Origin of the sequence: Hydrogenophaga sp. 70-12, assembly GCF_001897365.1 — a bacterium.
GTDB classification, from domain to species: Bacteria; Pseudomonadota; Gammaproteobacteria; order Burkholderiales; family Burkholderiaceae_C; genus Hydrogenophaga; species Hydrogenophaga borbori.
Genome location: NZ_MKSS01000144.1, coordinates 1 through 20989 on the forward strand (window position 1 = coordinate 1; position 20989 = coordinate 20989).

Here is a 20989-nt window from a genome sequence, read left to right on the forward strand (position 1 = left end):
CGCAGAGCGGCATCTCGCCGATCTTTGACAAGGAGAAGGTCAAGGACGGGGTCAATGCGCAGGTGGGTATCACCCAGGGCTTTGGGCAGCAGGCCGTGCCGGCGTGGCGCGACTACGCGAACCGGCAGTTCGAAGACGCCGTCAAGGCGGGTGACGAGGAGGCCGCGCAATGCTGGGGGCCCGACGGGGCTTGCCGGGCGGCAGGACACGCCTTGGTCGGCGGACTCGCGGGTGGCATCGAAGGCGCTTCCGCGGCGGCATTGAGCAGCGCCGGCGCACCACACCTCCAGGCGTTTCTGCAGTCACAAGGCGTGCCCGACGAGGCGGCGCGAGCCATTACGCAACTCGGTGCACTGGGCGCCGGTGCCGCGGTGGGCGGCTCGGCAGCCCCAAGTCCTCAAAGTCTGCATCGAGACCGTTGGCCAGCCTGTCGCGCAGTTCGGCAGTCACCAGAACGTCTCCGGGTCCGGCCCAGGTGGTTAGTGCCGAGATCGATTGCATGTCCCCATCGAGCGGCTCATCCTGATCGCTGAGGTGGTGGGCCAGATGGGCAACGGTGCGCAAGTGCAGATGCCTGGACTCATCGACTCGCGCATTCAGGGAATCTGCCAACTGGTTTAGTGCAAATGCGGCTTGCACGCAGTGATGAGCATTTTCGAAGGCCATCAAAAGCCCTGTGCCTATGTTCCTGACGATCTGACCGCCGTGATGCGACAACACGCGCCGGTCTGCATCTCCTATCCATCGAAGCCACTGCTTTGCGGGTACTTCTTCTCCACTCGATGCGTCCGGGTCGTGCCCAGAAATGTCGATCGCCAATAGCGGGTGCTCAACGAATCGATGGTTTGAATCGGGGGCGTCGGCAGCTTGCAAGATGGGGCAATAACGAGAGCGTTCTGTAAAGAGAGGGCGTGGTTGACGGGGGCCGGATACTCAAGTCTCGGGAAGTCCCAGTTGTCGCATGGCATGGGCGATGCGCTGGCGCAGTGGGCTTTCGTTGCTGCCCATCGAGACGTACGACGAGACGGTCAGTTCTGGCGCCTCGGCTCGCAACTGGGCCATGATGGCCTTGCCCTCGTCGATTTTCCCCAACTCCGCGTAGGCTGTTAGAAGCAATCGCAGCGTGGGAACATGGTGTTTGTTGGCCCTCAGGGATAGGCGGCCACAGGCGAGCGCCTGTTCCAATTGGTGGTCGGCCAGCAAGGCGTTGCCCGTGAGCAGGTTGAAGAAGTATTGCAAGGGGTCGACCGGCGAGAGGGATCGTGCGACATACGCCTCGGTCACGGACAAGGAGCTAGATCCCCAAGCGGCCGAACAAAGGCTCTTGAACAGCCAAGCCATGGGTTCGCTGGGATTGGCCTTGACGGCCGACGTCAGGTAACTGTTCGCCTGCTGAGGATTACCCAGCAACTGGCAGTGGATGTAGCCCTCGACCGCAAGGGCCATCGCATTGTTGGGCTCAGCTTGCTGCGCGTACAGCGTCTGTTCGCGCGCCAGCTTAATGTCACGAGCCGCATTGCCGCTTGTTCCCTTCACTACGTTCAAGGCATGCCACATGGCCAACCATGCGCGGGGCAATGCGTGTTCGGGATGCCGCTCTGTCAAGGCGCTCAAGACTTCGCGCCCGCGGTCGAAGGCCTTGCTGGAATGGCTGTGCACCATCGATATGCCGGCGAGCATCAGAAAGCTGCTGTCTAGACTTGGCAGTGGGCGCGTCAAGGCCTGGTTCACCTGCGCCTTGTCCAGGGCCTGCGCCACCATGCGCGCCAGCTCGTGCAGAAGTTCGCTTTGTTCTTGCAGCAGGTCGTTCAGCGCATGTTGCAACTGACCGGTCCATAGCAGGGTGTGGCTGCGTGCTTCAGCAAGTTCGGCGGTCACGACGAGTGTGCTGTTGTGAGTGCGGTAGCTGCCCGACAAGATGAAGGTCGCACCCAAGTGTCGTTCGATCTCAGCGAGCTCGCCGCTGCCACGCAAGGCAGACGTGGATTGCCGCGCGATCACGCGCAAGCCGATGCTGTGGGACAAACGTGCGATCACGCCGTCGGCGATCAGTTCGCCGAGTATCCAGTGCTTGACTTCTGGCACGCTGGCCTGAAAGGGAATGACGGCCAGGGTCGGGCGAAGGTCCTTGTCCACTGCAGCGAGGCGGTCAGGGAGCGCTTCGTGTCTCGAGTGAGCACGGAACAGGCGCACAGGTTGAACAAATGATTCCACCCAATGGCCCAGATCCTCGAAATCGGCATCGAGGCCGTTGGCCAGCCGGTCGCGCAATTCCGCGGTGACCAGGATTTCCCCAGGCTCGGCCAATGCCGTTAGCTCCGAGGTCAGCTGCACGTCCCGATCGACGGGCTCGCGTTGACCAAGGCCGTAGCTGGCCAGATGAGCTCCAGCACGCAATTGCAGTCGTTTCGATGCGTTGGCTCGCGCGTTCACGGCATCGGCCAACTGATTCAGCGCAAAGGCAGCTTGCACGCAATGGCGAGCGTCGGCGAATTCCATCATCAGTCCATGGTTCGTTTGCCTGACCACGTGACCCTTGTGATGTGACAGCAATTGCCAATACGCATCGCCCGCCCAGCGTTTTAGTCGGTCCACTAGCGGGTCGGCCTCGCCCCAGGCGCCTTGCGTGTTGTCGACCATCTCCATGGCCATCAGCGGGCGTTCCTCGACCTGGAAACTGTGAAGGGTCGCAGCATCTGCAGCATTCATGGCGTGACCTCACGGCGAAATGTGGTGATTTCTCGATAGGGAGGCGGGCGTCTCCGCGCTGCCGCCGGCCCATACGCCGGCGATGAAAATGCCTGAGCTGACCAGGGTAGCCGCCAGGACTTCATGGGTTTGGGTGCTGTCGCCCGCGATCGTTCGCGCAAACAGCAAGGACAGCACAGGAATCGCGGCGATGAAGACAGAAAAACGTTGACTGCCGAGCTCGCGGGTAGCGTAGCTGGCCAAGAAGACGACGCCTGCCCCCATACCAAGTCCCTGGAAAGCCGCCTGCGCCAGAACCTCGGTGCTTGACGCCGTCCAAAGCGTGGACGGCGCAGGCCACACCAACAACAACAAGCCACCAGCAACCCCCGAATAAACCGCCACCAACGCGGTCGCTTGTGCAGGTTCCACTTCGTGCTGCTGGACATAGACGAGATAGACCGCCGCCAGCCCCGATGACAGCAGAAAGAGCAGATCGCCAATCCACACCTTGCTGTCGATGGACGACCAAGAGGAATAGCTGAGGAGCACGAGCGAACCAATGGTCGTCAGCGCCAGGCCCATTGTTTGCAGCCGGCCAGGTGCTGCACCGTATCCAATGCGGCGCCACAGCATGACCCAGACAGGGAGAAGGCCAGGCCCCAGTGCAGACGCGTGGCTGGCGGGAGAGAACTGAAGGCCTGCGATTGCTGTCAGGTGCATTCCCCAGCCATGAAAAAAGGCGAGAGCCAAGCCAGTCACCGCCAATCTCCGGGGCAACCGCCGCCAGTGGAGCAGCAGGAACGGCAGGAACACCAGCCCGCCGATGCCGCAGCGCAGCAGAACGAGGTCCAGTGGTCGCAGGTCATGGGTGAGTGAGAGCCGCGTGACAGCGGGTGCGCTGGAGGCGAACGCCACAACGGCCAATGTGGCTCCGTAGGCGCTCAAGCGGCGGCCAGATAGCGCAGTTTGCACGGTACTCCCCCTGGTGGTCTGATCGACCCGGCTCTCGAACGAGCCAGTCTAGTCCTTTCTTTGAAACTTTCAGGAGAATCTGATGAGCATCACACAAAGCACAAGCCAAAACCGTTCATTGATGAAGAAGGTCGTCACAGGCGGCGGCATGATCACCACCCCGGCCGTCATGACGCACATGCGTAGGAAAATGCTGAGCGCAGATTCACCTGCGCTTCAGAATCAAGTCGCCAGCAGGCGAGCTGTTATTGGTGGCGGCATGGTCACTACCCCGGCCGTCGTAGCGCATAACCGCAGTAAGAAGGCGTCAACGCCGGGCTGATCTTCTAAAGAAGGCTTTGCACCATGCCCCAGCAGCCGGATAGGCAACAGCAACCCACCATCAAGTTCCACCGCATCTATCCGGCTGCCATCTCGCCCATGCGGGCCGACAAGTCCGCGCTGGGCCTGATGCCCACGATGGCTTATCGCCATTGCGAGGCCATGCGAGTGGCCTCTTCTTTCGGTTGGTATGCCTTTCCGGCGGAGGAAGTCCACCTCCGCTGGAACGGCGCCGACGTTTTCGTCAGGGAAGGTGGCGGCCAGTGGCAGCCACTGGTGCGGTCCGAGTTGCCGGGGTTCGCGGACCACTGGAACGAACACGCGCCCGAGGACCTGCTGGACCTGGCCCCCCCCTTTCTGACACGCCTGCCCATGCCCGGCCTGGTGCAGGTCTGGACTGGCCTGCTCTGCAGCACCGCCCCCGGCTGGAGTGTGCTGGTGCGGCCGCCGAGCAACATGCGCGGCAGTTTTCTCTATTCCGCGTTCGAGGGGATCATCGAGACCGACCGCTACCGGCCGTGTCCCCTGTTCATGAACATCCAGCTCCTGGCCACCGACGTGGACATCATGCTGCCCAAGACGGTGCCGCTGCTGCAGGTGCAGCCGCTCTTGCGCGAGACCTACGACGAGCGCGCGCATTCGTCGCAGGAAGTGGATGGCCTGGGCGCGCAGGAGGACGGCGCGCCGGCCCTGAGTCCGCAGGAGTGGCAGGCCTACCGGCGCACCATCCGCGTCGAGACCGAGGGCCTGCCGCCGGAGTCGGGCCACTACGCCGCCGACACCAGAAAACGGGACAAGTCCGGCGACTGAGGCCGGACACCGCTCACTTCAGCCGCTTGATCAGGCTGGACGTGTCGTAGCGCTGGCCGCCCATGGCCTGCACGTCGGCGTAGAACTGGTCCACCAGCGCTGTGACGGGCAGGCGCGCGCCGTTGCGTTTGGCCTCGTCGAGCACCAGGCCCAGGTCCTTGCGCATCCAGTCCACCGCGAAGCCGAAGTTGAACTCGCCGGCCACCATGGTCTTGCCGCGGTTGTCCATCTGCCAGCTCTGGGCCGCGCCCTTGCCGATGACCTCGAGCACGAGGTTCATGTCCAGCCCGGCCCTCTGGCCGAAGGCGATGGCCTCCGACAGGCCCTGGACCAGGCCGGCGATGCAGATCTGGTTGACCATCTTGGTGAGCTGGCCCGCGCCCGGCGCGCCCATGAGCGTGAAGGCGCGCGAAAAGGCCATGGCCACCGGCTTGACCGCATCGAAGGCCGCCTGGTCGCCGCCGCACATGACGGTGAGCAGGCCGTTCTCGGCGCCCGCCTGGCCGCCCGAGACGGGCGCGTCCACGAAGGCGATGCCCAGTGCCTTGGCGGCGGCGTACAGCTCGCGCGCCACGTTGGCCGAGGCGGTGGTGTGGTCCACGAGGATGGCGCCGGGCTTCATGCCGGCGAGGGCGCCGTCGGCGCCCAGGGTCACCGAGCGAAGGTCATCGTCGTTGCCGACGCAGCAGAAGACGATGTCGGCGCCCCCCGCGGCTTCGCGCGGCGTGGCCTTGAAGGCACCGCCGTGCTGCTGGGCCCAGGCCTCGGCCTTGGCGGTGGTGCGGTTGTAGACGGTGACCTGGTGGCCGGCCGCTTTCAGGTGGCCTGCCATGGGGCTGCCCATGACCCCCAGTCCGAGGAAGGCGACGCGGCGCGAGGGAGTGGGTTCGTAGGTCTTGGGGTTCAAGGCGGGTCTCCTGGGTTGGCTGTGGTGCAACCCGGAATGGTACCCAGACCCCAGGTCAGACGATGGTCAGGTGCTCGGTGCCGGCCGCCAAGTCCAGGGTCTTGGCGCGCTGGCTGTTGAGCTTGATCTGCAGGCGCAGGTCGTTGAGCGAGTCGGCGTTGCGCAGCGCGTCCTCGTAGGTGATGAGGTTGGACTCGAAGGCGTCGAACAGGGCCTGGTCGAAGGTCTGCATGCCCATCTGGGTGCTCTTCTTCATCACTTCCTTGATCTCGGCCACTTCGCCCTTGAAGATCAGGTCGGAGATGAGGGGCGAGTTGAGCAGGATCTCGACCGCGGCGTAGCGGCCCTTGTTGTCCTGCCGCGGCACCAGCCGCTGCGAGATCAGCGAGCGCAGGTTGAGCGACAGGTCCATCAGCAGCTGGGCGCGGCGCTCTTCGGGGAAGAAGTTGATGATGCGGTCCAGCGCCTGGTTGGCGCTGTTGGCGTGCAGCGTGGCCAGGCACAGGTGGCCGGTCTCGGCGAACTGGATCGCGTGCTCCATGGTCTCGCGGTCGCGGATCTCGCCCATGAGGATCACGTCGGGCGCCTGGCGCAGGGTGTTCTTGAGCGCCGCCGCCCAGCTCTCGGTGTCCAGGCCGACCTCGCGCTGCGTCACGACGCAGTTCTTGTGCGGGTGCACGAACTCGATCGGGTCTTCCACCGTGACGATGTGGCCGTAGGAGTGCTCGTTGCGCCAGTCGACCATGGCCGCGAGCGAGGTGGACTTGCCCGAGCCGGTGGCCCCCACCAGGATGCACAGGCCGCGCTTGGACATGACCACGTCTTTGAGCACCTGCGGCAGGCCCAGCTTGTCGATCGTGGGCAGCACGGCGGGAATGGTCCGCAGCACCAGGCCGACCTTGCCCTGCTGGATGAAGGCATTGCAGCGAAAGCGCCCGATGGCGGGCGGCGAGATCGCGAAGTTGCACTCCTTGGTGCGCTCGAACTCGGCGGCCTGCTTGTCGTTCATGATGGCGCGCGCCAGCGCCAGCGTGTGGCCCGCCGTCAGCGGCTGAGGCGAGACCTTGGTGACCGCGCCGTCGACCTTGATCGCGGGCGGGAAGTCGGCCGTGATGAACAGGTCGCTGCCGCCGCGGCTGAGCATGAGCCGCAGCAGGTCGTTGATGAATTTGGATGCCTGGTCGCGTTCCATCTGGTGCCCCTTGCCCCGTGTGGGATCAGCCCGGGAAGTTCTCGGGAATCTTGGCCTTGCTGCGCGCCTCGGCCGGGCTGATGATGTTGCGGCGCACCAGATCGGTGAGGTTCTGGTCCAGCGTCTGCATGCCCGCGCTGTTGCCGGTCTGGATGGCCGAATACATCTGTGCCACCTTGGCCTCGCGGATGAGGTTGCGGATGGCGCTGGTGCCCAGCATGATCTCGTGCGCGGCGACGCGGCCGCTGCCGTCCTTGAGCTTGCACAGCGTCTGCGAAATGACGGCCACCAGCGACTCGGACAGCATGGAGCGCACCATCTCTTTTTCTTCGGCGGGGAAGACGTCGATGATGCGGTCGATGGTCTTGGCGGCGCTGGAGGTGTGCAGGGTGCCGAACACCAGGTGGCCGGTTTCGGCCGCGGTCATGGCCAGGCGGATGGTCTCCAGGTCGCGCATCTCGCCCACGAGGATGGCGTCCGGGTCTTCGCGCAGGGCCGAGCGCAGGGCGTTGGAGAAGCTCAGGGTGTGCGGGCCCACCTCGCGCTGGTTGACCAGGCACTTCTTGGATTCGTGCACGAACTCCACCGGGTCTTCCACCGTGAGGATGTGGCCGTACTCGGTCTCATTGAGGTGGTTGATCATGCCGGCCAGGGTGGTCGACTTGCCCGAGCCCGTGGGCCCGGTCACCAGCACCAGGCCGCGCGGGCGCAGCGCCAGGTCGGCGAAGATCTTGGGCGCGTTGAGCTGCTCCAGCGTGAGGATCTTGCTCGGGATGGTGCGGAACACGGCGCCGGCGCCGCGGTTCTGGTTGAAGGCGTTGACGCGAAAGCGCGCCAGGCCTTCGATCTCGAACGAGAAGTCGCATTCCATGAACTCCTCGTACTGCTTGCGCTGGCTGTCGTTCATGATGTCGTACACCATCGAATGAACGGCTTTGTGGTCCAGCGCGTCGACATTGATGCGTCGCACATCGCCATGCACCCGTATCATGGGCGGCAACCCGGCGGACAAATGAAGATCGGAAGCTTTGTTCTTGACGCTGAATGCCAGCAGTTGGGTGATGTCCATCCCGGGTTTTTCCGTGTGATGAGGGGCAGTTGCAAACGATTATGACGACGATCGCAGGCAATCTCCAGCAAGTGAAGGAGCGCCTGTGGCGCGCTTGCGATGGGGCTTCGCGAGGCAGCGCAGAGGTTACGCTGCTCGCGGTTTCAAAGACCTTCGGACCCGATGCCGTCCGTCAGGCCCATGCCGCCGGCCAGACGGCTTTCGGCGAAAACTATGTGCAGGAAGGCGTCGAGAAGATCGCGCTGGTGGCCGAGTCGCTGCCGCGCGCGGCCATCGAATGGCATTGCATTGGGCCGGTGCAGAGCAACAAGACGCGGCTCGTTGCCGCGCAATTCGATTGGGTGCAATCGGTCGATCGCCTGAAGATCGCGCAGCGCCTGAGCGAGCAGCGCCCGCCCGAGTTGCCGCCGCTCAACGTGTGCCTGCAGGTCAACGTGGACGGGGGGCCGAACAAGGCCGGCGTGCCGCCGGCCGAGCTGCCCGCGCTGGCCGAGGCGGTGGCCGCGCTGCCACGCCTGCGCCTGCGTGGCCTGATGTGCATCCCCGAACCCGCGCCCGACTTCGAGTCGCAGCGCGCGCTGTTCGCGCTGGCGCGCGCAGCCTACGACGACCTGCACGCGCGGGGCCACGCGCTGGACACCCTGTCGATGGGCATGAGCGAGGACCTGGAGGCCGCGGTGGCGGCGGGCGCCACGATGGTGCGCGTGGGCCGCGCGGTGTTCGGCGCCCGGGCGCCGAAGCCGGTGGCGTCGCCCGCGGCCTGATCGCGCCGCGGGCGCCGGCGATCCCGTGGCCCTGGCCGCGGGCGGCGGACGAGGTCATGCCCTGCCCGTCGAGCCTCTGCCAACGCGGTATTCACCGTCGCATCCCCCGCGGTGTCACAGCGGCAGGCGCGTGCTGGTTTTCACTTCCTCCATCACGGCGTAGGTGCGCGTCTCGCGCACGCCGGGCATCTGCCACAGCACCTGGCCGGCGAAGGCGCGGTAGGCCGCCATGTCGGCCATGCGGGTCTTGAGCAGGTAGTCGAAGCCGCCGGCCACCATGTGGCATTCCAGGATCTCGTCGTGCACCTGCACGGCGGCGCGGAACTGGTCGAAGACATTGGGCGTGGTGCGGTCCAGCAGCACCTCCACGAAGACCAGCAGGCCGCGCCCGAGCTTGTGCGGGTCCAGCCGTGCCTCATAGCCCTGGATGACGCCTTCGCGCTGCAGGCGCTGGGTGCGCGCCAGCACGGCCGTGGCCGACAGGCCCACGGCCTCGGCGAGCTTGAGGTTGGGCAGGCGGCCATCGGCCTGCAGCAGGCGCAGGATCTTGAGGTCGATGCGGTCGAGCTCGGGAGGGGGGTGCATGCCGAATTATTCTCTTTGAATGGCCAAAGAATAGACAAAAATTCATCCAGTAGGCGATCAGGATGCGGGAATTCACTATCTCGCGGACCACCATTGCCATGCTCGATCCCATCCCCCAGGCCCCACTCCCGCACACCGACCGCCTGCCCGACCCCTACCGCGCCGAAGCCGGCGTGCTCGCCGACCGCCTGGCCGCGCTGGACGGCGCGCTCGACTGGGCCGCGGTGAAGGCCCAGGCCGCGCCCTGGGTGCGCGCGGTGCGCGAGAACCCCCCTCCCTTCTGGGCCCTGGAGCGCCTGCTCACCGAATACCCCATCAGCAGCGACGAAGGCCAGGCCCTGATGCGCCTGGCCGAAGCCCTGCTGCGCGTGCCCGATACCGAGACCGCCATCGCGCTCACCGCCGACCAACTGGGCCGGGCGGATTTCGACGGGGCGTCCGACGCGGCGATGGCGCGGCTGTCCTCGGCCGCCATCGCACTGAGCAAGCGGTGCTTGTCCGCCGAGGGTGAGGCCCCCGGCCTGGTAGCGCGCGTGGGCGCGCGCTCGGTGGTGGCGGCCACGCTGCGCGCGGTGCAGTTGCTGGGGCGCCAGTTCGTGCTGGGCGAGGGCATCGAGGACGCGCTGCGCCGCGCCGAGGCCGGGCAGCGTGCCCAGCCCAGGCTGCGCCACAGCTTCGACATGCTGGGCGAGGGCGCGCGCACCGAGGCCGACGCCGCGGATTACCTGGACAGCTACCGCCAGGCGCTGGAGGCCATCGCGCGCCGCGCCGACCCCGCGCGCCACCCCTCGCTCAACGACGGCCTGTCGATCAAGCTCAGCGCCCTGCACCCGCGCTACGAACCGGCCCAGCACGAGCGCGTGATGCGCGAGCTGGTGCCGCGCGTGTGGACCCTGTGCGAACGCGCCGCGCAGGCCTCGCTCAACCTCACCATCGACGCGGAAGAGGTGGAGCGGCTGGAGCTGTCGCTCGATGTCTTCGAGGCCCTGGTCGCTCGCGTGGGGCGCGAATGCCCGCGCTGGGAGGGCCTGGGCCTGGCGCTGCAGGCCTACCAGACGCGCGCGGTCGAACTCATTGGCGAGGTGGCCGCGATCGCGCGGCGCCACGGCGTGCGGCTGATGTGCCGGCTGGTGAAGGGCGCCTACTGGGACAGCGAGATCAAGCGCGCGCAGGAACTGGGGCTGGCCGGCTACCCGGTGTTCACGCGCAAGCACCGCAGCGACCTGAGCTACCTGGCCTGCGCGAGCGCCCTGTTCGACGCCGCCGATGCGGTCTTTCCGCAGTTCGCCACGCACAACGCCGGCACCATCGCCGCCGTCCTGCAGATGGCGCGCCGGCGCGGCACGGCGCGTTTCGAGCTGCAGCGCCTGCACGGCATGGGCGAAGGCGTGTACCGAGAGGTGCTGCGCGAGGGGTCGGTGGGCTGTCGCGTCTACGCCCCTGTGGGCGCGCACCGCGACCTGTTGGCCTACCTGGTGCGCCGCTTGCTGGAGAACGGCGCCAACTCGTCCTTCGTGCACCAGCTCGCCGACGAATCGGTGGGGCTGGACACGCTGCTCGAGTCGCCCTTCGCGCGCTGCGCCGGCGAGGAGGGCGGGCCGGCCTTCGCCCCACCCACGCGCCTGTACGGCGCGGCGCGCCCCAACAGCGAAGGCCTGGACCCGGCGGTGGCCGCGCACCGCGAGGCGCTGGCCACCGCCTGGCGCCAGGCGGCCGTGCCCCTGGTGCCCGAGGCACGGCCCGACGAGATCGCGCCGGCCGTGCGGCGCGCCGTCGAGGCCTTCGAGGCTTGGAACCAGCGCCCGGTGGCCGAGCGCGCCGCCGTGCTGCGCCGCGCCGCCGACGCGATGCAGGCGCGGCTGCCGCCGCTGTGCGCCCTGCTGGTGGCCGAGGCGCGCAAGACCTGGCCCGACGCCATCGCCGAGGTGCGCGAGGCGATCGACTTTCTGCGCTACTACGCGGCCGAGGCCGAGCGCCTGCTGGCGCCGCTGGCGCTGCCCGGCCCGACCGGCGAGCGCAACACCCTGCGCCTGCAGGGGCGTGGCGCCTGGGTCTGCATCAGCCCCTGGAACTTCCCGCTGGCCATCTTCACCGGCCAGGTGGCGGCCGCGCTGGTCACGGGCAACACCGTGCTGGCCAAGCCGGCCGAGCAGACGCCCGCGATCGCCCATGAGGCCGTGCGCCTGCTGCACGCGGCGGGCGTGCCGGCCGCGGCGCTGCAGCTGCTGCACGGGCCGGGCGACACCGTGGGCGCCGCCTTGGTGGCCGAGCCCGCCGTGGCCGGCGTGGCCTTCACCGGCTCCACGCCGGTGGCCAAGGCCATCCAGCGCGCGCTCGCGGCCCAGGACGGTCCCATCGTGCCCCTGATCGCCGAGACCGGAGGTGTGAACGCCATGCTGGTGGACAGCAGCGCCCTGCCCGAGCAGGTGGCCGACGCCGTGGTGCAGAGCGCCTTTCGCAGCGCGGGGCAGCGCTGCTCGGCGCTGCGTCTGCTGTGCGTGCACGAATCCATTGCCGACGGCGTGATCGAGATGGTGCGGGACGCGGCCCACGCGTTGGTGGTGGGCGACCCTTCCGATCTGGCCACCGACGTCGGCCCGCTGATCGACGCCGAGGCCTTCGCCGGCGTGGCGCGGCACCTGGCGCGCCTGCGCGCCACGGCCGTGGCGCTGCTGCCCGAGGGGGAGGACGGGGCCACGCACACCGTGGCGCCGCAGCTGTTCGAGATCCGCGAGGTCTCCGAGGCCTCGCAGGAAATCTTCGGCCCGGTGCTGCAGGTGCTGCGCTGGCGCGGCGACCCGAAAGCCGTGATCGCCCAGGTCAACGCCCTGGGCTACGGCCTCACGCTGGGCCTGCAGACGCGCATCGACAGCCGTGCGCTGGCGCTGGCCGCCCAGGCGCGCGTGGGCAATGTCTACGTCAACCGCAACACCATCGGGGCGGTGGTGGGGGTGCAGCCCTTCGGCGGCGAAGGCCTGTCGGGCACCGGTCCCAAGGCCGGCGGGCCGCACTACCTGCCGCGCTTCTGCGCCGAGCAGACCCTGAGCGTCAACACCACCGCCGCCGGCGGCAACGTGGCGCTGTTCAGCGCGTGAGAAGCGGCCTGTCTCGCGGGGCGGGGCCCGGCGTACAGTCGCGGCCATTCCTCTTCTTCACCCGCGACGCCCCATGGCCGACACCCCCAGCAGCGACCCGCAACGCATCCAGCAGTGGCTCGACGAGCACCGCATCACCGAAGTCGAGTGCCTGATCCCCGACATGGCGGGTCAGGCGCGCGGCAAGATCGTGCCGCGCCACAAGTACGACCCGGCCGTGGGCCTGCGCCTGCCCGAGGCCGTGCTCACCATGACCGTGACCGGCGACTACCCCGAGAAGGACTACACCTCGGTCGCCGACCCCGACATGCAGCTGCGCCCCGACCCGGCCACGCTGCGCCCGGTGCCCTGGGCCAAGGAGCCGACGGCGCAGATCATCCACGACTGCTTCTCTTTCGATGGCAAGGCGGTGGACCTGTCGCCGCGCAACGTGTTGCGCCGCGTGCTCAAGCTGTATGAGGACGAGGGCTGGAAGCCCATCGTGGCGCCCGAGATGGAGTTCTACCTGGTGCAGGTCGAGCCCGACGAGGACATTCCGCTCAAGGCCCCGGTGGGGCGCACGCGCCGCAGCGAAGCGGGCATGCAGAGCTTCTCGATGGACGCCATCAACGAGTACGACGACATCTTCGACGTCATGTACGACTGGTGCGAGGCCGAAGGCATCCAGCTCGACACCCTCATCCACGAGATGGGCACGGCGCAGATGGAGATCAACCTGGACCACGGCGACCCGTTGCCGCTGGCCGACCAGGTCTTCCTGTTCAAGCGCACCATCCGCGAGGTGGCGATCCGCCACCAGATGTACGCCACCTTCATGGCCAAGCCCATGCAGGGCCAGCCGGGCAGCGCCATGCACATCCACCAGAGCGTGGTGGGGCTGGCCGACGACCAGAACATCTTCAGCCGCGCCGACGGCGAAGCCTCCGACCGCTTCTTCCATTTCATCGGCGGCCTGCAGACCTACCTGCCGGCGGCCATCGCCTTCTTCGCGCCCTATGTGAACTCGTACCGGCGCCTGTCGCGCTACACCTCGGCGCCCATCAACCTGAGCTGGGGCTACGACAACCGCACCTGCGGGCTGCGCGTGCCGCATTCGGTGCCGCAGGCGCGGCGGGTGGAAAACCGGCTGGCGGGGGTGGACGTGAACCCCTACCTGGCGCTGGCGGCCAGCCTGGCCTGCGGCTACCTGGGCATGAAGCAGGGCATCAAGCCCACCGATCCCCTGTCGGGCAGCGCCTACGAGCAGCCGCACCAGCTGCCGCGCCACCTGGACGACGCGGTCGAGAACCTCATGCGCTGCGCGCCGCTGGTGGAGCTGTTCGGCGAGCACTTCATCCAGACTTACGCGGCGATCAAGGACACGGAATACCGCGAGTACTTCGACGTGGTCAGCCCCTGGGAGCGGCGCTTCCTGCTGCTCAACGTCTGAGGCGGGCGGGCGCGCTCAGCCCACCACCACCATGCCCGACACGGGGTTGGACAGCAGCGCGTCCAGCGCCTCGACGGGCAGCGGCTTGGCGAACAGGTGGCCCTGGAACTGGTCGCAGCCCTGGTAGGCCAGGAAGTCGCGCTGCTCGATCGTCTCCACGCCCTCGGCCACCACCTGCAGGCTCAGCGACTGCGCCAGCGCAATGATGGCGCGCGAGATCGCCGCGTCGTTCGGGTCGGTCAGCACGTCGGCCACGAAGGCGCGGTCGATCTTCAGCTGGTCCAGCGGCAGCCGCTTGAGCAGCGACAGCGAGGAGTAGCCCATGCCGAAGTCGTCCAGCGAGAGCGTCACGCCGAGCGACTTCAGCATGCCCATCTTTTCGATGGTGATCTCCATGCGGTCGGCCAGCAGGCTCTCGGTGAGCTCCAGCTTCAGCCGCTGCGGCCGGATGCCGCTGGCGCGGATGCAGGCCATCACCGAGTCCACGAAGTCCGGGTGGCGGAACTGGCGCACGCTCACGTTGACGGCGATGCTGAGGTTGGCCGTCTCCGGCCGCTTGGACCAGGCCGCCAGCTGCCCGCAGGCCGTCTCCAGCGCCCACAGGCCCAGTGGCAGGATCAGGCCGGTGTCCTCGGCCACGGGAATGAAGGCCGCCGGCGAGAGCAGGCCGCGCTCCGGGTGGTTCCAGCGCAGCAGGGCCTCCACGCCGATGATCATGCCGGCCTTGTCCACCTGCGGCTGGTAATGCACCACGAACTCGCGCCGGCGCAGGCCGTCGCGCAGGTCGGACGCGGTGCGCGCGTTGTCGCTCATTTCGGCCTGCATCGCGGGGTCGAAGAAGGACAGCGTGTTGCGGCCCATGGACTTGGCCTGGTACATCGCCAGGTCGGCCTGCTTGAGCAGATCGCCCACGTCGGCCTGCGTGCCGTGGAAGATGGTGACGCCGATGCTGGGCGTGGCGAAGTGCTGGTGTCCGGTGAGCGCGAAGGGCTCGCGCAGGGTCTGCAGCACCTTGTTGGCCAGCACGCGCGCCTTGTGCGCCGCCGCCACCGGACTGGGACTGAGGTCGTCGGCCATCACCACGAACTCGTCGCCGCCCAGGCGCGCCACCAGGTCGGTCTTGCGCACGCTGGAGGTCAGGCGCTGCGCGACCTTCTTGAGCAACTGGTCCCCCATCTGGTGGCCCAGGGTGTCGTTGAGGATCTTGAAGTTGTCCAGGTCGATGAACAGCAGCGCGCCGTGCTGGCCGCTGCGTGCGCTGCTGGCCAGGGCCTGCTGCAGCCGGTCGAGCAGCAACTGGCGGTTGGGCAGGTCGGTCAGCGGGTCGTAGAAGGCCAGGTGGCGGATCATGTCCTCGGCCGTCTTGCGCTGCGTGATGTCGCGCCCCACCGCCACCCAGTGCGTCACCTCGTCCGCGCTGGGCTGCACCGACACCACCTCCAGCTCGACCCAGAACAGCGCGCCGTTCTTGCGCCGCACCATCAGCTCGGTGCGCGCCTTCTGCGTGTCGCGCAGGCCGCGCGAGATCTCGCGCAGCTTGGACACCGCCGGATCCAGGTCGAGCAGCATGCCGGGCGACTGGCCCAGCACCTCGGCGCGCGAGTAGCCCGTGTGCAGCTCGAAGGCGTCGTTGACGAAGACGATCTTGGGCTCGTTGCGCAGCTCCTGCGCGCCGGTCTCGGCGATCAGAACGATGTCGTTGAGCCGCGCGACGCTGGTCTCCAGCAGCATCAGCTGTTCCTGCGAGCGGCGGCGTTCGGTCACGTCGCGGAAGTACACGGCCAGGCCTTCGGCGAAGGGATAGGCCCGCACCTCCAGCCATTTGCCCAGGGTGGCGAACCAGTCCTCCAGCTCCACGCGCCGGTTGGTCTGCAGCGCGCGGCCCAGGTGTTCCTTCAGGCGCTGCGCGACGCTGGGCGCGAAACCGTGCCAGACCTCCACGCCCAGCAGGTCGGCCGTGGTTTTTTGCAGCAGGCGTTCGCTTTCCTGGTTGAGGTAAGTGAAGCAGCACTGGCGGTCCAGCGTGACGAAGGCCTCGGTGATGCTGGCCAGCGTGGTCGTCAGGCGCATGGCCAGGCGCAGGGTTTCCTGCTGGGCCTGCTTGGTGGCCGAGATGTCGTGCACGGTCACCTGCACGCGCATGGGGTCCCCGTTGTCGTCGAGCACGGCGGCGCCCACGACTCGCACCCACTTGGGTCCGCTCGTCTCGATCAGCACCTGCACCTCTTCGTCGAAGGGGTCGGCGCTGGCGGCGCAGCGCTCCAGCCGCTGGCGCAGGCCCTGGCGCCACTCGGGCGCATGGTGTTCCAGCAGGTCCTCCAGGGTGCGCGGCTGGGCCTCGGGGCCGAGGCCCAGCAGGCTCAGCAGGCCGGGCGAGCAGTCCACCCGCTCGCCCGAGGTCTCCACCGACCAGCTGCCCAGGCCCGCGGTGCGCTCCACCAGCTCGATCTGGCCCTGGTGGCGGCGCTGCATCGCCACCTGCGTGGCCAGCAGCTCGCGCTGGCGGCGCTGGGTCAGCACCAGGTCGGCCGCCGTTTCGCTCACCAGGCCGATGCCGATTTCGTTGCGGCGCTCTTCCCGCGGGTGGTGGTCCAGCAGCAGCAGGAAAGCGCCCGGCGCGCGGGCCAGCGGCAGCCAGTGCAGGTGGTGGACGGCGCGGCGGCCGCGGCCCAGCTCCAGCGGGACCCAGCGCGATTCGCGGTTGGTGTCGCCCACCCAGGCCTCCTGCGGGCCCAGCGTGTGGACGATGTCCAGGGCGAGCGCCTCCATGGGGGCATCCAGCCCCCAGCGGCCCAGCACGCGAACACCTGTTTCCAAGCGTTCCAGCAACAAGGCCGCCGAGACACGGCCTTCGCGCGCGGCCAGGTGGGCCACGCGGTCGAAGGCCTCGCGCGGCTCGGGAAGCCGAGTGGCATCGGCGGTCGGCACATTTGAGGGACGGGCGGTGGGCATGATGGCCTTAGGATAGCGAGCCTGGCGCGGCCCGCGACCAGCCGGCGTTGCCGGGCGGCATTCGCCATTCGTGAACTACCGCACGCCACGCCGCGCAGCGACGGATTTTTGTAACAGACTTGTGACTTTTTGTAGCCTCTGCCCTAGCATCCGACCCATTGTCATTGGTGCACCGCGATTCAAGGACACACTCCATGCAAGCCATGTCCACCACTGACATCCGAACGGATGGGGGAGCCCGCAAGGTGAGCGCACTCGCAGAACTCCGGCAGCACAACGATGTGTCGAGCCTGAAATCGGCCCTGCACCAGCTGTGCAGCGAATTCGGCCGCATTTCGCGGCTGGACATCCTCACGGCCATGCACGAAGGCACCAAGCAGGCCATCTGCTTTCTGCGCATGGAACGCCCCGAGCAGGAACAGCAGCTCATGAAGACCCTGGGCGTGGGTCGTTTCGGTGGTGAGGTGGTGTTCGTGCTCAACCTCAACGTGCCGAGCAAGCAGAACGACTTCGGCCCCTCGTCGCAGTGGTGCGACTCCGACATCTACTGAGCGGCCCCGAGGCACGTTCCCACCTCCCCTAGACCTTGCGCTCGCCGCTCCAGGCCCAGGTCGTCCAATGGCTGGTGCAGCCGGGCGATCCGGTTCGCCTGGGCCAGCCGCTGCTGGTGGTCGAGGCCATGAAGATGGAGCATGAGCTCCCGGCGGAGCGCGACGGCCGCCTGGCCGACCGCCTGGTGGCCCCGGGCGACACCGTGAACGCGGGCGATCCGCTCTGGCGCATCGAGCCGCTGGTGGTGCCGGCACCGACCCCCGCCGCCGAGCCTCCATCGCCCGCCGCTCCCGCCGCCGACAGCGAAGCGCTGCATCGGCTGCGCGCGCGGCTCGCCTTCGTGGAAGACGCCGCGCGCCCCGAGGCCGTGGCGCGGCGCCATGCGCTGGGCCTGCGGACCGCGCGCGAGAACGTCGCCGACTTGTGCGACCCGGGCAGCTTCATCGAATACGGCGCGCTCGCCGTGGCCGCCCAGGCCGCGCGCCGCAGCGAGGCCGAGCTGATCGCGCAGACGCCGGCCGATGGCCTGGTCACTGGCATCGGCGCGGTCAATGGCGCGCTGTTTGGCGCCGAGCGCTCGCGCACGGCCGTGCTGGCCTACGACGCCACCGTGCTGGCCGGCACCCAGGGCATGCGCAACCACCAGAAGACCGACCGCCTGCTGGGCATCGCGCTCGACCAGCGCCTGCCCGTGGTGCTGTTCGCCGAAGGCGGTGGGGGCCGGCCGGGCGACACCGACATGCCCATCGTGGCGGGCCTGCACGTGGGCACCTTCGCGGCCATGGCGCGCCTGTCGGGGCGGGTACCGAGCATCGGCATCGCGGCCGGCCGCTGCTTCGCGGGCAACGCGGCCCTCTTGGGCTGCTGCGACCTGGTCATCGCCACGCGCGGCAGCAACATCGGCATGGGCGGCCCGGCCATGGTCGAGGGCGGTGGCCTGGGCCGCTTCCCGCCCGAGGCGATCGGCCCGGCCCAGGTGCAGCACGCGAATGGCGTGATCGACCTGCTGGTGGACGGCGAGGCGCAGGCCGTGGCCGCGGCGCGCCGCGCCCTGGCCTTCTTCCAGGGCCGTGTGGCACCGGTGCCCTCGCCGCCGCCCGAGCGGCTGCGCGAGGCCTTGCCCGCCAGCCGCTCGCGCAGCTACGACAGCCGCGCGGTGTTGCATGGCCTGGCCGACGGCGGCAGCGCGCTCTGGCTGCGCGAAGGCTTCGGCCTGGGCATCCACACCGCGTTGGCGCGCTTCGACGGCCGCGCGGTGGGCGTGCTGGTGAACAACCCGCGGCACCTGGGCGGCGCCATCGATCCCGACGCGGCCGACAAGGCCGCGCGGTTCATGCGCTGGTGCGATGCCCATGGCCTGCCGCTGCTGAGCCTGGTCGACACGCCGGGCTTCATGGTCGGCCCCGAGGTCGAGGCGCGCGCCCAGGTGCGGCACGCGAGTCGCCTGTTCGTGGCGGCGGCGGCCTTGCGCGTGCCGTTCTTCAGCGTGGTGTTGCGCAAGGGCTTTGGCCTGGGCGCTATGGGGATGACGGCCGGCGGGTTCCATGCGCCGGGCTTCACCGTGGCCTGGCCGGGCGCCGAGTTCGGCGCGATGGGGCTGGAAGGGGCGGTGCGCCTGGGCTACCGCAAGGAACTGGAGGCGGTGCCAGAGGGGCCGCAGCGCCAGGCGCTGTTCGATGAACTGCTGGCGCGCCAGATCGCCCAGGGCGCGGCGATTCCCATGGCCACCACGCTGGAGATCGACGCCGTCATCGACCCGGCGGACACGCGGGCCTGGCTGTTGCGCGGGCTGGAAGGCGCCAAGCTGCGCGACGGGCCGGCCGTGCGCACCGTGGACCCGTGGTGAGGCGCCGCTAGAGCAGCTCGCCGAAACCGGTGCTGCGCACGCCCGCGGTGGCCAGCGGCGGCGCGGTCTGGTTGATGTTCACCCAGAACTCGCACACGTGTTTCATGGCGCTGAGGAACTGCGAGAACTCGGTAGGCTTGGCGATGTAGGCGTTGGTGCCGGCGTCGTAGGCGCGCAGCAGGTCGCTGGGCTCGGTGGACGAGGTGAGCACCACCACGGGGATGTTGTGCAGGATGTCCGAGCTCTTGATCTCGCGCAGCACGCCGATGCCGTCGAGCAACGGCATCTTCAGGTCCAGCAGCACCAGCACCGGGTTGCTGCCCGGGCGGTTGGCGAACTGGTTGCGCCGGAACAGGTAGTCCAGCGCCTGCATGCCGTCGGAGACGTGCGTCACGCGGCCGTCCAACCCGTGGCGCGAGAGCGCGAGCTTGGTGAGTTCGGCGTCGTCGGGGTTGTCCTCGACGAGAAGGATGGCATCGGCGGTCTTGTTCATGGTTCCAGGGGTGCCGGCATGGAATCGGTGGGATCGGGTGCTCGGGGGCCGTCGATGGGAAGGGCGAAGTGGAAGACGCTGCCTTCACCCAGGCGACTTTCCGCCCAGATGCTGCCGCCATGGCGCTCCACGATACGACGGGTCAGGGCAAGGCCGATGCCCGTGCCCTCGAATTCCGACGCGCGGTGCAGGCGCTGGAACACGCCGAAAAGCTTCTGCGCGTACTTGGTGTCGAAGCCGACGCCGTTGTCGCGCACGGAGAAGGTGTAGCCGCGCACCGGGTCCAGGTGCCAGCTGACCCCGATGACGGCGCGCTCGCGTGGCCGCGTGTACTTGAAGGCGTTGCCCAGCAGGTTGGCCCAGACCTCGCGCAGCAGCAGGGCGTCGCCGTGCACGATGGGCAGGTCGGAAGCGATCTGCCAGTCCACCACGCGGCCGTCGGTGTCGTGCGCAAGCTGCGAGACCACGGCGCTGACGAGGTGGTTGAAGTCGACCGGCGCGATGTTCACCGCCGCGCGGCCCAGGCGCGAGAAGGCCAGCAGGCCATCGATGAGCTGGCTCATGTGGCGCGCCGAGTTGCCGATGGTGGCGAGGTAGCGCGTGGTGGTTTCGTCGCGCTGCAGGCCCAGGTGCTCTTCCAGCAGGCTCACGAAGCTGGAGATGTGGCGCAGCGGCGAGCGCAGGTCGTGCGAGACCGAGTAGGAGAAGGACTCGAGGTCCCGGTTGGCGGCCAGCAGCTGCTCGGTGCGTTCGACGACGCGCTTTTCCAGCTCGTCGTTGATGTTGCGCATGAGGTCATCGAGCTGCTTCGCGTCCGTCATGTCGCGGTTGATCTTGGCGAAGCCCTTGAGGTCGCCGCGCTGGTCGCGCAGGGCGATCAGCACCGAGTGCGACCAGTAGCGCGAGCCGTCCTTGCGCAGCTGCCAGCTCTGCACGTCGTGCTGGCCGCGCGAGGCGGCCAGGCGCAGCATGCGCTCGGCGTCGGCGCGGCCGGCGGCTTCGTCCACCGGGTCGAACAGCACGCCGTAGTGGCGGCCCAGCATCTGCACGGGCGAGTAGCCGTCCATGCGCTGGGCGCTGTCGGTCCAGTCGGTGATGAAGCCGTTGGCGTCGAGGAAGAAGATGCAGTAGTCGCGCAGGTTGTCCACCATCAGGCGGAAGCGCTGCTCGCTTTCCAGCAGCTCGGCCGAGCGTTCCTGGATGCGCTGCTCGAGCTCCTCGTTCAGGTGACTGACGCGCTCCTCGACGCGCTTGCGCTCGGTGATGTCGATGATCTGCACGAACACACCGCGGACCTTGCCGTCCGGCCCT

General features: G+C 68.2%; 15 protein-coding genes and 2 pseudogenes. 8 read left to right on the forward strand and 9 right to left on the reverse strand.

Features of this window, described 5'->3' with window-relative positions:
• A pseudogene (locus BGO22_RS08680) lies at positions 1-533 on the forward strand (hypothetical protein); the annotation flags it as partial.
• A gap of 400 nt (positions 534-933) precedes the next feature.
• Here BGO22_RS08680 and BGO22_RS08685 read toward each other — a convergent pair.
• Positions 934-2709, reverse strand: a complete 1776-nt coding sequence (locus tag BGO22_RS08685) for a hypothetical protein (RefSeq protein ID WP_204743353.1) — start codon at positions 2707-2709, stop codon at positions 934-936.
• A 9-nt stretch (positions 2710-2718) separates the two neighbouring features.
• Positions 2719-3636 (reverse strand): DMT family transporter, encoded by a 918-nt coding sequence (locus BGO22_RS08690; RefSeq protein ID WP_286850200.1) that lies wholly within the window; start codon positions 3634-3636, stop codon positions 2719-2721.
• Between the two features lie 109 nt (positions 3637-3745).
• Between BGO22_RS08690 and BGO22_RS08695 the strand changes: the two genes are divergently transcribed.
• Entirely contained in the window at positions 3746-3985 is a 240-nt protein-coding gene (locus BGO22_RS08695) for a hypothetical protein (RefSeq protein ID WP_286850204.1), read from the forward strand.
• A gap of 23 nt (positions 3986-4008) precedes the next feature.
• Positions 4009-4794: a hypothetical protein gene (locus tag BGO22_RS08700; protein WP_070399415.1), complete on the forward strand. Its 786-nt coding sequence runs from the start codon at positions 4009-4011 to the stop codon at positions 4792-4794.
• Between the two features lie 13 nt (positions 4795-4807).
• Here the strand turns inward: BGO22_RS08700 and BGO22_RS08705 are convergent, their stop codons facing one another.
• The 3 genes from BGO22_RS08705 to BGO22_RS08715 are packed head-to-tail and all read right to left on the reverse strand — an operon-like array spanning position 4808 to position 7962.
• Positions 4808-5701: an NAD(P)-dependent oxidoreductase gene (locus BGO22_RS08705; protein WP_286850209.1), complete on the reverse strand. Its 894-nt coding sequence runs from the start codon at positions 5699-5701 to the stop codon at positions 4808-4810.
• A 55-nt stretch (positions 5702-5756) separates the two neighbouring features.
• On the reverse strand, positions 5757-6893 hold the full coding sequence (locus BGO22_RS08710) for a PilT/PilU family type 4a pilus ATPase (protein WP_070399417.1): 1137 nt from the start codon (positions 6891-6893) through the stop codon (positions 5757-5759).
• Between the two features lie 25 nt (positions 6894-6918).
• Positions 6919-7962 (reverse strand): type IV pilus twitching motility protein PilT, encoded by a 1044-nt coding sequence (locus tag BGO22_RS08715; protein WP_070399418.1) that lies wholly within the window; start codon positions 7960-7962, stop codon positions 6919-6921.
• A 41-nt stretch (positions 7963-8003) separates the two neighbouring features.
• On the opposite strand from BGO22_RS08715, the gene BGO22_RS08720 reads away from it, so the two are divergent.
• Positions 8004-8726 (forward strand): YggS family pyridoxal phosphate-dependent enzyme, encoded by a 723-nt coding sequence (locus tag BGO22_RS08720; protein ID WP_286850214.1) that lies wholly within the window; start codon positions 8004-8006, stop codon positions 8724-8726.
• Positions 8727-8840: 114 nt separating this feature from the next.
• Here the strand turns inward: BGO22_RS08720 and BGO22_RS08725 are convergent, their stop codons facing one another.
• The gene (locus BGO22_RS08725) at positions 8841-9311 is read right to left on the reverse strand and encodes an Lrp/AsnC ligand binding domain-containing protein (RefSeq protein WP_070399420.1); all 471 of its coding nucleotides are present in this window, start codon (positions 9309-9311) and stop codon (positions 8841-8843) included.
• Positions 9312-9409: 98 nt separating this feature from the next.
• On the opposite strand from BGO22_RS08725, the gene BGO22_RS08730 reads away from it, so the two are divergent.
• Positions 9410-12406 carry an L-glutamate gamma-semialdehyde dehydrogenase gene (locus tag BGO22_RS08730; protein WP_286850217.1) on the forward strand — a complete coding sequence of 999 codons (2997 nt, stop codon included), beginning with the start codon at positions 9410-9412 and terminating at the stop codon, positions 12404-12406.
• Between the two features lie 73 nt (positions 12407-12479).
• Positions 12480-13835 carry a glutamine synthetase family protein gene (locus tag BGO22_RS08735; RefSeq protein ID WP_070399421.1) on the forward strand — a complete coding sequence of 452 codons (1356 nt, stop codon included), beginning with the start codon at positions 12480-12482 and terminating at the stop codon, positions 13833-13835.
• 15 nt (positions 13836-13850) lie between these two features.
• Here BGO22_RS08735 and BGO22_RS08740 read toward each other — a convergent pair whose 3' ends face one another.
• On the reverse strand, positions 13851-16787 hold the full coding sequence (locus BGO22_RS08740; RefSeq protein ID WP_070399422.1) for a sensor domain-containing protein: 2937 nt from the start codon (positions 16785-16787) through the stop codon (positions 13851-13853).
• Between the two features lie 245 nt (positions 16788-17032).
• Between BGO22_RS08740 and BGO22_RS08745 the strand changes: the two genes are divergently transcribed.
• Together BGO22_RS08745 and BGO22_RS08750 are read left to right on the forward strand one after the other, a co-directional pair.
• Positions 17033-17338, forward strand: coding sequence for an RNA recognition motif domain-containing protein (locus BGO22_RS08745; protein ID WP_239478184.1), 306 nt, complete (start codon positions 17033-17035; stop codon positions 17336-17338).
• A 35-nt stretch (positions 17339-17373) separates the two neighbouring features.
• A pseudogene (locus tag BGO22_RS08750) lies at positions 17374-19185 on the forward strand (carboxyl transferase domain-containing protein); the annotation flags it as partial.
• A 7-nt stretch (positions 19186-19192) separates the two neighbouring features.
• Here BGO22_RS08750 and BGO22_RS08755 read toward each other — a convergent pair.
• Positions 19193-19678, reverse strand: a complete 486-nt coding sequence (locus tag BGO22_RS08755; RefSeq protein WP_070399425.1) for a response regulator — start codon at positions 19676-19678, stop codon at positions 19193-19195.
• On the reverse strand, positions 19675-20989 hold a 1315-nt coding region (locus BGO22_RS08760; protein ID WP_286850227.1), incomplete at its 5' end, for a sensor histidine kinase. The genes BGO22_RS08760 and BGO22_RS08755, both read right to left, overlap by 4 nt.

Bases quoted from the DNA above. Each gene is read 5' to 3' on its own strand.
- BGO22_RS08725 (WP_070399420.1), bottom strand. From the start codon at position 9,311: ATGCACCCCCCTCCCGAGCTCGACCGCATCGACCTCAAGATCCTGCGC.
- BGO22_RS08720 (WP_286850214.1), top strand. From the start codon at position 8,004: ATGACGACGATCGCAGGCAATCTCCAGCAAGTGAAGGAGCGCCTGTGG.
- BGO22_RS08715 (WP_070399418.1), bottom strand. From the start codon at position 7,962: ATGGACATCACCCAACTGCTGGCATTCAGCGTCAAGAACAAAGCTTCC.
- BGO22_RS08685 (WP_204743353.1), bottom strand. From the start codon at position 2,709: ATGAATGCTGCAGATGCTGCGACCCTTCACAGTTTCCAGGTCGAGGAA.
- BGO22_RS08755 (WP_070399425.1), bottom strand. From the start codon at position 19,678: ATGAACAAGACCGCCGATGCCATCCTTCTCGTCGAGGACAACCCCGAC.
- BGO22_RS08730 (WP_286850217.1), top strand. From the start codon at position 9,410: ATGCTCGATCCCATCCCCCAGGCCCCACTCCCGCACACCGACCGCCTG.
- BGO22_RS08710 (WP_070399417.1), bottom strand. From the start codon at position 6,893: ATGGAACGCGACCAGGCATCCAAATTCATCAACGACCTGCTGCGGCTC.
- BGO22_RS08695 (WP_286850204.1), top strand. From the start codon at position 3,746: ATGAGCATCACACAAAGCACAAGCCAAAACCGTTCATTGATGAAGAAG.
- BGO22_RS08740 (WP_070399422.1), bottom strand. From the start codon at position 16,787: ATGCCCACCGCCCGTCCCTCAAATGTGCCGACCGCCGATGCCACTCGG.
- BGO22_RS08700 (WP_070399415.1), top strand. From the start codon at position 4,009: ATGCCCCAGCAGCCGGATAGGCAACAGCAACCCACCATCAAGTTCCAC.
- BGO22_RS08735 (WP_070399421.1), top strand. From the start codon at position 12,480: ATGGCCGACACCCCCAGCAGCGACCCGCAACGCATCCAGCAGTGGCTC.